General features: G+C 62.6%; 10 protein-coding genes. 8 read left to right on the plus strand and 2 right to left on the minus strand.

Annotation, left to right across the window (positions count from 1 at the left end; all coding sequences use genetic code 11):
• Positions 1–78 precede the first annotated feature (78 nt).
• Complete coding sequence (locus DEIDE_RS08080; RefSeq protein ID WP_012693463.1) at positions 79–1482, minus strand: MATE family efflux transporter; 1404 nt, start codon at positions 1480–1482, stop codon at positions 79–81.
• 159 nt (positions 1483–1641) lie between these two features.
• On the opposite strand from DEIDE_RS08080, the gene lysS reads away from it, so the two are divergent.
• From lysS to DEIDE_RS08120, 8 genes are all read left to right on the plus strand, one after another.
• Positions 1642–2808, plus strand: coding sequence for a homocitrate synthase (gene lysS, locus DEIDE_RS08085; protein ID WP_012693464.1), 1167 nt, complete (start codon positions 1642–1644; stop codon positions 2806–2808).
• Positions 2809–3167: 359 nt separating this feature from the next.
• Complete coding sequence (locus DEIDE_RS08090) at positions 3168–3989, plus strand: PhzF family phenazine biosynthesis protein (protein ID WP_012693465.1); 822 nt, start codon at positions 3168–3170, stop codon at positions 3987–3989.
• Positions 3986–5185 (plus strand): benzoate/H(+) symporter BenE family transporter, encoded by a 1200-nt coding sequence (locus DEIDE_RS08095; RefSeq protein ID WP_012693466.1) that lies wholly within the window; start codon positions 3986–3988, stop codon positions 5183–5185. The genes DEIDE_RS08090 and DEIDE_RS08095 overlap by 4 nt, the downstream gene beginning before the upstream one ends.
• A gap of 83 nt (positions 5186–5268) precedes the next feature.
• Complete coding sequence (gene rlmN, locus DEIDE_RS08100; protein ID WP_012693467.1) at positions 5269–6300, plus strand: dual-specificity RNA methyltransferase RlmN; 1032 nt, start codon at positions 5269–5271, stop codon at positions 6298–6300.
• Positions 6301–6430: 130 nt separating this feature from the next.
• Positions 6431–8035: a tetratricopeptide repeat protein gene (locus DEIDE_RS08105; RefSeq protein ID WP_242402889.1), complete on the plus strand. Its 1605-nt coding sequence runs from the start codon at positions 6431–6433 to the stop codon at positions 8033–8035.
• Positions 8032–9246, plus strand: a complete 1215-nt coding sequence (locus DEIDE_RS08110; protein WP_012693469.1) for an SPOR domain-containing protein — start codon at positions 8032–8034, stop codon at positions 9244–9246. The genes DEIDE_RS08105 and DEIDE_RS08110 overlap by 4 nt, the downstream gene beginning before the upstream one ends.
• Position 9247: 1 nt before the next feature.
• Positions 9248–9946, plus strand: coding sequence for a redox-sensing transcriptional repressor Rex (locus tag DEIDE_RS08115; protein ID WP_012693470.1), 699 nt, complete (start codon positions 9248–9250; stop codon positions 9944–9946).
• A complete protein-coding gene (locus DEIDE_RS08120) occupies positions 9943–11844 on the plus strand; it encodes a hypothetical protein (protein WP_012693471.1) in 1902 nt (633 codons plus the stop codon). The genes DEIDE_RS08115 and DEIDE_RS08120 overlap by 4 nt, the downstream gene beginning before the upstream one ends.
• A 58-nt stretch (positions 11845–11902) precedes the next feature.
• On the opposite strand, the gene cpdB is transcribed toward DEIDE_RS08120, so the two are convergent.
• On the minus strand, positions 11903–13822 hold the full coding sequence (gene cpdB, locus DEIDE_RS08125) for a 2',3'-cyclic-nucleotide 2'-phosphodiesterase (protein WP_012693472.1): 1920 nt from the start codon (positions 13820–13822) through the stop codon (positions 11903–11905).
• Positions 13823–13914 lie beyond the last annotated feature (92 nt).

Consider the following 13914-nt stretch of genomic DNA (forward strand, 5'->3'; position numbering starts at 1 on the left):
CGTTTCAGCGCGAACAGAAAACCCCAAGAGCCTTTTCACCCAGCTCAAACCAGCAGCAGAGGCCTGGAGCCAGCAGGCTCAATGCGCAGGAGCCGGTTCCTTACCGCGCTGCTCCAGGGCAAGCTTCTCCCAGTCGATACGGCGGCGGCGCCACTCGAACACGCAGACCTTGACGATCTCCTCCAGAGCACGCGCCAGGAACACTCCCCACACACCCAGCGGCGTGTACAGCCCCAGCCAGATCGCCAGCGGCAGGCCAACAATGAACGCGCCCACGACATCGCCGATGATGACGCCTTTACCGTCACCAGCGCCGGGCAGCACTCCGCCCCCAACAATCATGTTCCGCACCTTGACCACCTGAATGACTGCGCCCAGCAGAATGCCCACCAGGGCGATATGGTGCACCTCCGCACCCACCTTGGGAAACAGTCCGGGTACCACCAGAGCACTGAGACCGAACAGCACCCCGAAGCCCACTCCTGTGATCAGCCCGGCATGGGTGATCCGCCGCAACCAGGTCCGGGCACCCTGAGCATCCCCCGCACCCAGGCTGCGCCCGATCAGCACCGTGGCCGCGCTCATCAGCCCGAACGAGCCGACTATAAAGATGCCTTCCAGGGTGCCCACGATCTGGCTGGCCGCCAGCGCCTCGGTGCCCACGCGCGCAAACACAGCCGCGTACAGAAACCCTCCCAGACTCCAGGCGAACTCGGTGAAGGCCAGTGGAGCCGAGACGTTGACCAGTGGACCAATGATGCCGCGGCGGGTTCCGGGCCTGGGCAGCGTCAGGCGGGCCAGGCAGCGCGGTCCATACACCTGATAGGCCAGCAGCACCACTTTCAGGACATTGCTGATGACCAGCGCCCAGGCTGCTCCCACCACGCCCAGTTGTGGCAGCGGGCCGGTACCAAATACCAGTCCGTAGGCTGCCACGACCTCGACCAGCACAGCGATGGTCGTGGCAATCAGGGGCGTCCGGGCATGGCCCAGGGAACGCAAGGCGCCGCTGAGAATCCATCCCAGAATGCCCGGCACGAACGAGAGCATGGCCACCTGCATATAAGGCGTGGCGGTGGCGGTGACCTCCGGGGCGGCCCCAGCCAGCCGCAGCAGGCTGCTGGCCCCCAGCACGATTGGCACCGTCAGCACGCCAGCCACCACGCCGCTGAATACCAGGGCCACTGTCAGCGTGTGGTTGACCCCAAGCGGGTCACTGGCCCCCGCCCGCCGGGCCACCAGAATGCTGGTCCCGCTGCCCAGGGCGCCCAGGGTAATGAAAAACAGGAAGCTGAGACTGCCGGTCAGGCCCACCGCAGCCACAGCGACAGCACCCAGCGTTCCGACGATCACCTGGTTCACGAAGGTCAGCAGCAGCTGAATAACCATTTCCAGGCTTACCGGCACGGCGATAGAGCTGATTTCCCGCGCCGGAGACTGGATCGATTCAGAAGAAGGGGATGAGGTGGGCGCGGCAGTCATACCGCGCCACGGTACACCATGAATGTGCTTTCTCCGTCAGCCATTTGGCGCACCGCCTACACAGCCCAGTCCTCATAGACGAATATCAAATGAAAGGATTTTGATCGCTTTAGTTGACATTTATCAAGTGCCGGGAGACAATGCACGGTAGAGGTTGATATGACTGACTCCCCCGCTCCGCTGATTCCCGCCCACTCGTGGGCCATCATTGACTCCACCCTGCGGGAGGGGGAGCAGTTTGCACGCGGCAACTTCAAGACCGGCGACAAGGTCGAGATTGCCCGCGCTCTGGACGCCTTCGGTGTGGAGTTTATCGAGGTCACGACGCCGATGGTCAGCGCCCAGACTCTGTCCGACATCCGGCTCCTCACCGGTCTGGGCCTCAAGGCGCGGTTTCTGACGCATGTCCGCTGCCATATGGAAGACGTGCAGCGCGCCGTGGATACCGGCGTGCATGGTCTGGACCTGCTGTTCGGCACCAGCTCGTTCCTGCGCGAATTCTCGCATGGCAAAAGCATTGCGCAGATCATTGACAGCGCCCAGAGCGTCATTGGCTGGATCAAGGACAATCATCCGGAACTGGAGATCCGCTTTTCCGCTGAGGATACCTTCCGCAGCGAGGAAACCGACCTGATGGCGGTGTACCGCGCGGTGTCGGATATGGGCGTGCACCGCGTAGGACTGGCCGATACGGTAGGTGTCGCCACGCCACGTCAGGTCTATACCCTGGTCCGCGAAGTGCGCAAGGTGATTCACGCCGAATGCGGCATCGAATTTCACGGCCACAACGACACCGGCTGCGCGGTCAGCAACGCCTACGAGGCAGTCGAGGCCGGTGCCACGCACATCGACACGACCATTCTTGGCATCGGCGAGCGCAACGGGATCACGCCGCTCGGGGGCTTCCTGGCCCGGATGTTCACCTTTGACCCGATGGGCCTGATCGACAAGTACGACCTGGAACTGCTGCCGGAACTTGACCGCATGGTCGCCCGCATGGTCGACCTGCCTATTCCCTGGAACAACTACCTGACCGGCGAATTCGCCTACAACCACAAGGCCGGCATGCACCTCAAGGCCATCTACCTGAATCCCGGCGCCTACGAAGCCATTCCGCCCGGCGTGTTCGGCGTGGGCCGCCGCATCCAGGCCGCCAGCAAGGTAACTGGCAAGCACGCCATTGCATACAAGGCCCGCGAACTGGGCCTGCACTACGGCGAGGATGCCCTGCGGCGCGTCACCGACCACATCAAGGCCCTGGCCGAGCACAACGAACTGGACGACGAGCACCTGGAACAGGTGTTGCGTGAGTGGGTCAGCGCATAGAGCACGCCTTAAACCGCAGTCCTTGCCAGATCTTCCCGGTGGGAAGACACTTATGTGCGCACGGTTCAAAATATACGGCTGCCGTTTTAACCTGACGGCGGCCAACATACACTGATCGCGCCTCCGCTGGCCCTGCACCTGGGTTCAGAGAATCCAGCGCTGTCCCAGGCGCCGGATGGAAAGAGGCCGAAGCCCTCTGGCAGCAACTACACGGACTGTCAGCCGGTCCAGCTGTGGCAGACCTGCTTGCTTTAGCATTTGACCCTGCTTTCCCATTTGTCCCAACGGGTGCGCGGAGACAGCGGGCTCTTCCAGGCAAGAACAGGTCCGCCGTCCCCTGGCATGCTGAAATAATCCCCATGACTCAGCCTTTGCCACCTGCCCGATACCGCGTGTTCGCGCCGCCTGGAGAACAGGGCGGCAAACTGGTTGCGGTACAGCCTGCTGCCGGAGACGAGGCGTCCACGCAGGCCGCCACAACAGGCACCCCGCTGACAGCTTTTGTAGAAGCTGTGGAACCCGGTCTGGTGACCCTGCGGCTGTTTACCCCTACCCGTGAAAAGGGAGCCTCGGACTCGGGGGCCATTGCCGCACTCGCGGCGTTGCAGGGTCAGGTCCCCGACGCTCTGGACGTACAGATGGCCGGAGAGACTCAGGCCGCGCAGCTGTGCGGCGGAGAATGGCTGCTCATGCAGGGTGACGTGCAGGTGCAGGCGACCGAAGCTGACCTGAGTGCGCTGGGCCTGAACGCCTGCCCGGTGTGGATCACTTCGGCCGGCCGGCCCAACCTGGCCGTTCAGCTCCCGGATCTGGACACGTTGATTGCGTTTGTCCCCCAGGAGCAGAACATCTCCGAACTCAACAAGGCGACAGGAACGACCGGGCTGCTGCTCTTTACGCCTGGCGGGGCGCCGCACGCCGGCATGGCCCGCGCCGACGTGAGCTTCCGTGCCTTCGGCCCGCTTAAGGGCTTTCTCGAAGATGCCGCCAGCAGCAACATGTTCGCCTGCCTGACGGGAGTTCTCAGCGTGGCCGGCCTCCTGCCCGACACCAGTGATGTGATTCGCGGCGCCCAACTGATGCCTGGCGCTCCTGCCCGGCTCACAGCCCAGTTCACCCCGGCCCGAGACGGAGCCCAGGGCGTGTGGGTGGGCGGCGGCGCCGCACCGGTCAGCCTTTGAGCGCGGTCAGCCGGCCTGGACTGGCGGGACTGCGGGGTGACGCCTCGCTCTCGGCGGTGCTGGCTGGCGTGGTGGCCCTCATCGTGAGTGTGGCCAGTAGCATTGGCCTGCTGGTCTCAGCGGCCCAGGACTTCGGGCTGAGCGCCACCCAGACCGCAAGCTGGCTGACCTCCAGCTACCTTGCCATCGGAGTGGGAACCCTGGTCCTCTCGTGGCGTTTCCGGGCCCCGGTGCTTCTGGCCTGGACAACTCCGGGGCTGGCTGTCATTGCGGCCGTCGCCGCCACTGGGCAGGCCACCTTTCCCGAGGTTCTGGGCGCCAGCGTCCTGAGCGCAGTGGTGATGATCGCCCTGGGCGTGACCGGAGCCTTCGAGGCCGTGACGTCGCGCATTCCACCGGCGCTGGCCGGTGCTCTGCTGGCGGGTGTGCTGCTGCCTTTTATCCTGGGAACGTTTCAGGCTGTGCCTGCGGCCCCGGTGCCGGTCGCCGGGATGATTCTGGTCTTCCTCGCCGGGCGGCTGCTGTTCCCCCGCTGGGCCGTACCGGCAGTGCTGGTCGCAGGCGCCTTACTTTCAGTCCTGGCAGGACAGGTCGGCAGCCTCAGTGACGGTGGCCCCGGAGCCCTTCTCCTCCAGACGCCCAGCTTTGATCTCGCGAAGATGCTGGCACTGGCGCTGCCCCTGACCGTCCTGACGCTGGCCTCGCAGCAGTTGCCCGGCGTGGCTGTGCTGCGTCAGTGCGGGTATGCCCAGGTGCCGGTCTCGCCACTGATCACCTGGACCGGGGTGGCCAGCCTCCTTTCGGCTCCGTTCGGTGCCCACACCACGAATCTCGCGGCCATCACGGCAGCCATCGCGGCCGGGAAAGAAGCCCACCCGGACCCCTCACGGCGCTGGGTCGCCTGCATCAGTGCTGGCGCCCTGTACCTGCTGCTGGCGCTGGGGGCCGGCTGGGTGCTGGGCGCGGTGGGTGCCATTCCTGCACCTGTCATCGCGGCGCTGGCCGGCCTTTCACTGGTAGGAACGGCGCTGAGCAGTCTGAGCACGGCGCTGAACGACGAGTCCTGGCGCGAAGCGGCCTTTCTGACCCTGGTGGTCACCGCCAGCGGAGTGACTTTTCTGGGTGTGGGCAGCGCCGTGTGGGGGCTGCTGGCCGGCGGGGCACTGGCCTGGGCTGGCCGCCGGCGTGTCCGGTAATCCGGTTCAGCTCTTATGCCAGATCATCCGCTTTGCAACGCGGCTTCCTGCGCCTTCCACCGTCCCTGCGTAGACTGGCAGGCATGGAGTTTCTTCTCGACCTACACCCCGATGCCTATCCTCTGGAGGGCTTCCGGCGGCGCCAGCTGCTGGAGTGGGTTTTCGTGCAGGGAGTCGGCACGTTTGATGCCATGACCAACCTGCCTGCCGAGGCCCGCGCCGAGCTGGCCCGAAGCTATCACCTCAATCCTTTCCGTGAGATCGAAACCGTCCGCAGCGCAGACGGCAGCGTGAAGTACCTGTTTACCCTGACCGACGGCCGTCAGATGGAAGCGGTGTACATGCCCTACCTGGACCGCAAGACCATCTGCGTGTCCACCATGGTGGGCTGCCCCGCCCGCTGCGCGTTCTGCGCCACAGGGGCCATGGGCTTCGGGCGCAACCTGACCCCTGGGGAAATTGTCGCGCAGGTGCTGGCCGTCGCGGGCGGCGAGGGCATCGGCCCGCGCGAGATCCGCAATCTGGTGTTCATGGGCATGGGCGAGGCCATGCTGAACTATGAAAACACCATGCAGGCTGCCCGGATCCTGCTGCATCCTCAGGCTCTGGGCATGAGCAAGCGCCGCGTGACCCTGTCTACGGTAGGCATCGCCAAGGGCATCCGTCAGCTGGCGGCCGAGGACGACCTGGGCATCAAGCTGGCCATCAGCCTGCATGCCCCGGACGAGGACACCCGCCAGCGCATCATTCCAACCGGGGCGGCCAATTCGATTGCCGAGATCATGGCGGCCGCGCGGGATTATCAGGCGGTCACAGGCCGCCGGATCACCCTGGAATACACCATGCTGCGCGGCATCAATGATCACCTCTGGCAGGCTGAGCTGCTTGCCGACGTGCTGCAGGGCTTAGTCAGCCATGTCAACCTGATTCCTATGAACCCCTGGGACGGCAGCGGCTTCGAGAGCAGCACCGAAGACCAGATCCAGGCCTTCTACGACACCCTGGAGGCGCGCGGAGTGGACGTCAGTGTGCGGCGCTCGCGAGGCAAGGATGCGGGCGCTGCGTGTGGTCAGCTGGCGCTGAAGCGCCCGGGGGCCGTGACTGGCGCTGCCTGAACATCTTCATTGAACTGGTCGGCCGGATTGTGGAACACCATCACACAGTCCGGCCGACCCATATGAGTAAGGGTTAGGAAAGGCATTAATGGTACCCTACAGGCGTTTCCGCATCTCAGGAGGCTTCCGAGTGACGCACCCCAAACGCACGATTATGCTTGGCCTTTTTCTGGGCCTGACGACTCCTTCCAGTGCACAGGGTCTGGTTGAGGTCGTGACGACCACCAGCATCCAGAACACGCTGCTCCAGACTCCGGCTGTATCCCCCACCGTACCCAAGGTGCCTGCTCCTCCGGCGCCAGCAACTCCGGCTGAAACGGCCAGGCCGGCTGTGGCCATCACGCCCCTGACCGACGCGCAGCGCACCCTGCTTGCCCAGGCCCAGGCAGCGTTTCAGGCTGGTCAGTATGCTCAGGCCCGGACCGCCTTCGAGCGCCTTATTGCCCAGAACTACACACATCCCGAAGCGCATTTCGGGCTGGCCCTGACGCTGCTGGCCCAGAATGACGAAAAGGGCGCTGCGTTCGAGTTCACCCAGTTTCAGGCCCTTGCGCCAGATCGTTACGAAGGGCCATACAACCTTGGCGTGATCGCCACCCGTCAGGGCCGCTTTGATGAGGCCCTGCGCCTGTACACGGCCGCCCAGGGCCTGATGAAAGATCAGGCTCCGCCCGCCGCTCAGCGGCAGGTTCTTGAAGCGCTGGCGACCGAACAGGCCCGCCGGCTCGACTACGCCGCCCTGACCACCACCCTCGAAATGGTGGCCACGCTGGAGCCCGGCGACCTGAATGCCCAGTTCCGTCTGGCACAGGCGCGGGCCCTCAGTGGTCAGGGCACGGCTGCGCTTCCCGGTATCTACGCTCTACTCCAACGTGCTCCAGCACGCGTGGACGCAGCGTTGCTGCTGGCTGACATCTATGTCACCCAGGGGCTGCCGGACCGTGCCGTACGTGAACTCGACGCGGCCGCCGGCCGGGTAACCAATGGTGGAGACCGCGCCCAGGTGCTGCTGCGTAAGGCCGACATCCTGGCAGCCCGGGGAGATACCCGTGGAGCTGTCCTGGCTGCCCAGGACGCCACGCGGGAAGACACCCGCAATGCGCTGGCGTTTGCCCGCCTGGGAGAACTCCGCGCTCAGCGGGGTGACCGGCCCGGAGCACTGACGGCCTACCAGAATGCTGTGAAACTTGCCCCGGACAGTGCGGCTTACCGCACCGGGCTGGCCGCCGTACGGCTGTCGCTCGGTCAGGCCGCACAAGCTGCCAAGGACGCAGCACAGGCCCTGAGGCTCACTCCCGACGCTTCTACCCTGGCCCGCGCCCTGTACATTCAGGGGGTCAGCGCCTATCAGCAGCGTCAGTACGCTCAGGCCCGGACGGCTCTGCAAAGCAGCCTGCGGCGCGTACCCAGTGCCGACACGGCACTCTGGCTGGGTTTGAGTGCCTACGCCCAGAAAGACTACGCCGCCGCCGTCAACGCCCTGGCCGAGAGTGTCAAACTCGATCCCACCCCCACAGCACGCCAGAATCTGGCCTCTGCCCTGCTGGCCACGGCCCGGTACCCTGAGGCGGAAGCCATCGCACGGGGCCTCGTGACCGAGTCGCCCCGCCATGCCGAAGCCTGGTACCTGCTGGGGTTGGCACAGCGCTCCCAGCAGCGCACGGCCGAATCCAGACAGTCATTCAAGTCAGCGGCCAACCTGGGCCACGCCAAAGCCAAGGAGGCACTGAAATGAGCCGTCCTAACGTAGCCGGATCTCGTCCCTCGCCGGGCATGGCACGCCGCTGGCCCGATCTGATGATCAGTGTGCTGGTGGTCCTGCTGCTGGGTGGGTTTGGTGCCCTGCTGATGAGGGGGAATAACTCAGCCGCAACCATCACCGCCGAGACGGAATCCTCGACAGCAGCCGTTGAAGCGGACATTCCTGCCGCCCCTGGCACAGACAACGTTTCCGCCACACCACCCAGTGAGCCCGCCGAAGCGGTGACACCTCCCACTTCTCCGGCGTCCGCCGCCCCCGAACCCGAACCGACGACCACAACGGAGGTGCCGGCACCAGCCACGACAGCCCCTGTAACCACGGAGGCCACGCCCGGCACCGACCCCGTCGCTGCTGCTCCTTTGCAGCCAGCGCCCACGGCAGCCGGGACCGAGAAGAGCGAGGTACCCAGCGCGGCCACCCTGCCCGAAACACCGGCGGCTCCAGTAACACCTCCAACCTCTTTAACTACTGGCAACGCTGCTGCAGAGACCATTACCATCAGCCCCCCGCCAGCCGCAGCAGTCCCCGCAGCTGAGCAGCGCGTCCCCCTGCGCAGCGACTACCGCATCAGCCTCGGGAGCTTTGGTACAGAACAGACGGTTCGCACCCAGACAGCCGGAGTCAGCGGACTGGGCTATACCGTGCACCCGATTGATCTGGGCGGTCAGTATGTCGCGCAGGTTGGCCCCTTTGCTGACGAGGCGACCGCCCGCCGTGCCCTCGCCGATATTCGGCGCGCGTTTCCATCTGCCGTGCTGTATCCCCCCCGGGGCGTCAGCCTGACCGGAGAAACGGCTCCTGCGCCCCAGACCCCTCAAACCCCCGCAGCGCAGGAGCCCGCGGCTCAAACTCAAACTCCCGCCGTACAGACGCCCGCACCTGCAACAGGCACCAATACGGCAGCAGCCACGCCAGCCCCTCCCCTGCCTGTGCCTGCCCCGGCCGAACCTGCAGCACCGCCATCCGCCAGCAGCCCGGCCTACCTGCAGGTTGGCGCCTTCGACCGCGTCGAAAGTGCTCAGACGCTGGTCGAGCAGCTGCGAGCCGCGGGGTTCACCCCCAGCGTTAACGCTCCGGAAGGCCGCAAGGTAACCGTGCTGGTTGGCCCCTTTAGTGGCACAGCCCTGACCGATGCCGAATCGAAGCTCAGCGCTGCCGGTCACGACTCGTTCCGGGTGCGTTGATATGGCTGATATTCCCACCGCCGCCATCAGCCGCCTCGTCACCTACCTGCGCATCCTCGAACAGCTTGAAGCGCAGGACATCAGCCGCACCAGCAGCACCGACCTTGCCGAACGCGCCGGCGTGACCGCCTTTCAGGTGCGTAAGGATCTGGCCTACTTCGGGCGCTTCGGAACCCGCGGGATGGGCTACACGGTGGCCATCCTCAAACGAGAACTGGTGCGCGTGCTGGGGCTCAATCAGACCTGGAACGTGGTCATCATCGGGACCGGTCGCCTTGGACAGGCCATCGCCAACTACCCTGGCGCCAGCGACTATCAGTTTCAGTATGTGGCCCTGTTCGATGTCAACCCAGCCGTTATTGGTCAGCAGATTCGCGGCCTGACCGTGCAGCACATGAATGACCTTCGGTCCTTTGTAGAGGTCAACCGCGTCGACATGGGGTTCCTGGCTGTTCCACCCGACCATGCCCAGGACGCCGCCCAGAGTCTGGTGGACGCAGGAGTTCGGGGCATCCTCAATTTTGCACCCGTTGTCATTCAGCCCCGAACGCTGGAACGCGCGGGCCAGCATGAGCTCAGCGACGAATGGCGAAATGTCATCGTCGAAAACGTCGACTTCCTCGCCGGCATGAAACGCCTGGCCTTCTACATTCTCAACCCGCACTTAAAAGACGCCCCGAACTCGGAGGACCAAGAATGAAGAAACTCGCCCTACTCTCCCTGCCCCTGATGCTTGCAGCCTGCAATGGTGGCAGCTCTACTCCAGGTGCGTCGGTCGTCAACGTTACTGCCGACAAAACAAGTGTCACCATGGCCTCCACCGACACGGCAGGCACAACTACCTTCACCTTTACCAACAAGGCGGGCAGCCGCGAAGCAACCATCAACTCTGCCGTTCTTACCTGGAACGATCCCGCTACAAAGGCTGTCACCACACAGACCGTCAATCTGGCCGCGTTTACTTTGCCAGCAGGGCTGACGTGCGCCGCCGTGGCAGCTAATCCCAGCGCCAGCTGCAACTTCAACGACGCAGGTACTACGTACGCAGATCGCACGCTTACGCGGATCATCAATAACTCAGAGCTGTTCAGCAAGGTCCTCGCAGCTAACCCGAGCGTAACCGGACTTCCAGTCACCGTGCAGTTTAACAACGCCAATGCTCTGCCTTTTACTTTCACATCCATGAAACCATCTGAAGGAGGAGGCGTCGTTACAGCGCCTCCAAAGCCAGCCATCATCGTCAACAACTCCAGCTACCAGACCAATCCAACTACTCCTATCAGCAACACGCTGAGCGTGACGGTGTCTGCAGGTGCAGCAGCAGGGGTGGGTCTAAAGCAGCTGATCCTGGAAGTAACGGATGCTAAGGGCATCGTGGACACGACCACGTACTCCAGCACTCAGGAGACCGTTACGTTCAACATCGACACCACGAAATATCCAGATGGCGCTCTGAAGCTTCGCGCAATCGCCATCGACGCCCTGGACCGTCGGGGTGAGACTGCAAACATTACCACGGTGAATGTCGCCAACCAGGTCAGCCCCAGCATCCGCATTACAAACCCTGTGAATGGCGGCGAAGTGACAGGAATTGCGCCTATTGTGGTTCAGTTCCAGCAGAACAACACCCCCTTCACATTTGTGGACGGCAAGACCACCATTGAAGTTGTGGACTCGGGTGACCGTACCATCACCGTGCAGCAGGCCGACATCGTCAAAGTGAACGATGGACTTTGGGAAGCTCGCAGTCAGATTGATCTGAATTCTCCCCAGTATATCAATGGCACCTACACATTGCGCGCCAGGGCGAATGTCCAGTTGAGCGGGGCTACTAATACAAGTACCATCATGACCACTAGTACTTTTGTCAACAAGTCCCGTGTTGATGAGGCACCAGCACTGAACATCCTTATGCCCGCTTATTATGGGGGCTCCAATACCCTTCGTCCTGTTCTGACACGCAAAAGTGCCATTGTCGTTCAAGCCAGCGATAGCAACAATGTCCGGCAGATCAATCTGCGGTTTGTATGTAACCCGACCGAGGTGCTGCCCGGCCAGAACTGCAATACCAACGTGTATAGCTACAACATTCCAGTCAACAAGGCAGGCATCCAATACCGTCTGTTTAACACGGGTGTACTGATGGACGGCGAGCCTTATCTTCCTGACGGCTATTACACAATGCGCGCGACCGCCACCGATGACACGAACTTCAGCAGCTTCCGCGAAATGAAAGTAGAAGTCAATCGAGCCAAGAATGGTATTGCAGGCCTGGGCTACAACCGTGCAACGACCTTTGAGCTTGCCGCAAGCAAGCTAACCCCTGCAGGCGCTCAGTGGCAGATAGACGGCACGACTGTCAACGAAACCCGCATCATTGAGTTGTTCTACAATTCCAATGATCAGGGCATTGCGCGTGAACTTCCCTCGGCTATTGGGATTGACACCTCAAGAACAGGGGACGCAGTTATTTCCAGCGGCCAGATTGTCTTCCCAGCTGCTGGCACGTATGCAACTTCGTTTGTTGTTCAGGACATGATCACGGGAGTCGTAGAGTTCTACGACGGCGCAAACATCATTGCGACTACAAAACCATAATCTGAACTCAAAGAGGAAGGGGGGCACTACCGCGGTAGTGCCCCCCTTCGCATTGTTCTCAGTATTTGATCGCGTACTCCGCGAATCCGTCGTCACGCGTGCGCAGGAGCGTCGCGCCAGCGGGCAGGTACTTCTGGGCATTCGGGCTGCTGACGTACAGGATTGTCGCGCCTGGGACTGGCGTGAGCTTCCAGTTATTGTCAGCCGTAGGGTTCACGGTCTTCTGCTCGGTGAAGTACTTGACCAGCGCCTCACGGGTTTCGTCCGGCGCCTGCAGGATGATGTTTTTTCCATTCAGGCCTGGGAAGGAACCGCCGCCGCTGGCGCGGTAGTTGTTGGTGGCCACCACGAACTGCGCAGCCGGGTCAATCGGCTTGCCCTGGTACTGCAGGTTCTTGATGCGCCGGGCGTTGGGGTTGGCCAACTCGCCTCTGCTGTTATACCGGCTGGGCTGGGTCACGTCGATTTCGTAGGTGACACCGTCGATGACATCAAAGTTGTAGGTGGGGAAGGATTCGTCTACCAGAGCCTGGGGCTCTTTCTTGCTGGGGTCAATCTGCTTGAACTGGCCAGCGCTGCGCTCCAGCCACTCCTGGACCTGTGCTCCAGTGACAAGCACCGCCTGAACCGTGTTCGGGTACACGTACAAGTCTGCAACGTTCTTGATAGCTAAGGTTCCGGCAGGGATATCGGTGTAATAGCTGACTCCTCCGCGGCCGCCTGCCTTGAAGGGTGCGGCGGCGGACAGCACTGGCAGGTCCTTGTACTGCGTGTTGCTCAGCGCGGCCTTGACGTAAGCGGTCTGGGCATTGCTCACCAGCTGTACGCTGGGGTCATCCTGCACCAGTGCCCAGTAGGAGTTGATCGGGGCAGTCAGGTCAGCGACTTTGCTGCGCACAAAAGCCAGGGTTCCCTCGTGTGCCTGTTTGACGGCCGCAGCAATGCGCGGGTTTGGAGTGACCAGATTCTTCTTGGCGGTCTTGTCCCAGATCGGACGGATGGCGGCTGTGCCGTTAACAATAGTCCACTTCTGAGTTTTGCGGTCAAAGTTGAGTTTCAGGTCGATAATGCCCAGATCATTACCCCAGAAGCCGGCCATCACGACGGGCTTGCCGTTAATGGTGCCTTTGGTGATGTCCGCGCCGGGAATGCTCTTGTACACCGGGCCAGGGAACTCCTGGTGGCTGTGGCCGCTGAGGACCACGTCCAGTCCTGGAACCTTGGTCAGTTCCGTGGCGACGTTCTCCTGCCCAGGCTGGTAATCGGCAGTGATGCCGCTGTGAGCAATAGCTATGACAATGTCGGCCCCTTGTGCTTTCATCTGCGGAATGAATTTGCGGGCAGTCTCGACAATGTCACGCGTGGTGACTTTACCTTCGAGGTGGCTCTTGTCCCACAACATGATCTGCGGGGGGAGCAAGCCGATGACACCGACGTTGATGAAGTAGGGGCGGCCATTGGTGTCGTACACCAGCTTGCGCTGAATCATGTACGGCGTGAAGGCGTTTTTGTCATTGTCGGGGTTGTTGTCACCGTCATTGAGATACACGTTCGCGCTGACGTACGGCATTGGCGCGCTTTTGAGAACCCGCTGGAGGTAGTCCAGGCCGTAGTTGAACTCGTGGTTGCCCAGGTTCCCCCCGTCGTAGCGCAATATGGCCATGGCGGCGTGGATGGGGTGCTTCTGGCCATCACGAAGCGGGTTGACGCGGGCAACGTAATCACCCAGGGGGTTGCCCTGAATCAGGTCGCCGTTGTCGTACAGCAGGGTGTTGCGCTTTTCCTTACGGGCGTTCTCGATAAGGGTGGCGGTGTACTCCAGGCCAAACTCGCCAGTGGGCTTGTCCTGGTAATAGTCGTACCCCAGCGCATTGCTGTGAAGGTCAGTGGTCTCAAGGATGCGCAGATCTACGGTCTGCGCGCCTGCCGTGCCCAGGAGCAGGGCAGCCATCAGGGCAAGTTGCTTTTGCACGCCCATCAGAATACGCCCTGGTGCCAGGACCATGTCCGCAATTGGACATGGTTGCCCGGCACCTTCCAGACCCCACAGCGCCTCCACCATCTCAGGCG

This window comes from Deinococcus deserti VCD115, assembly GCF_000020685.1.
Lineage (GTDB): Bacteria > Deinococcota > Deinococci > Deinococcales > Deinococcaceae > Deinococcus > Deinococcus deserti.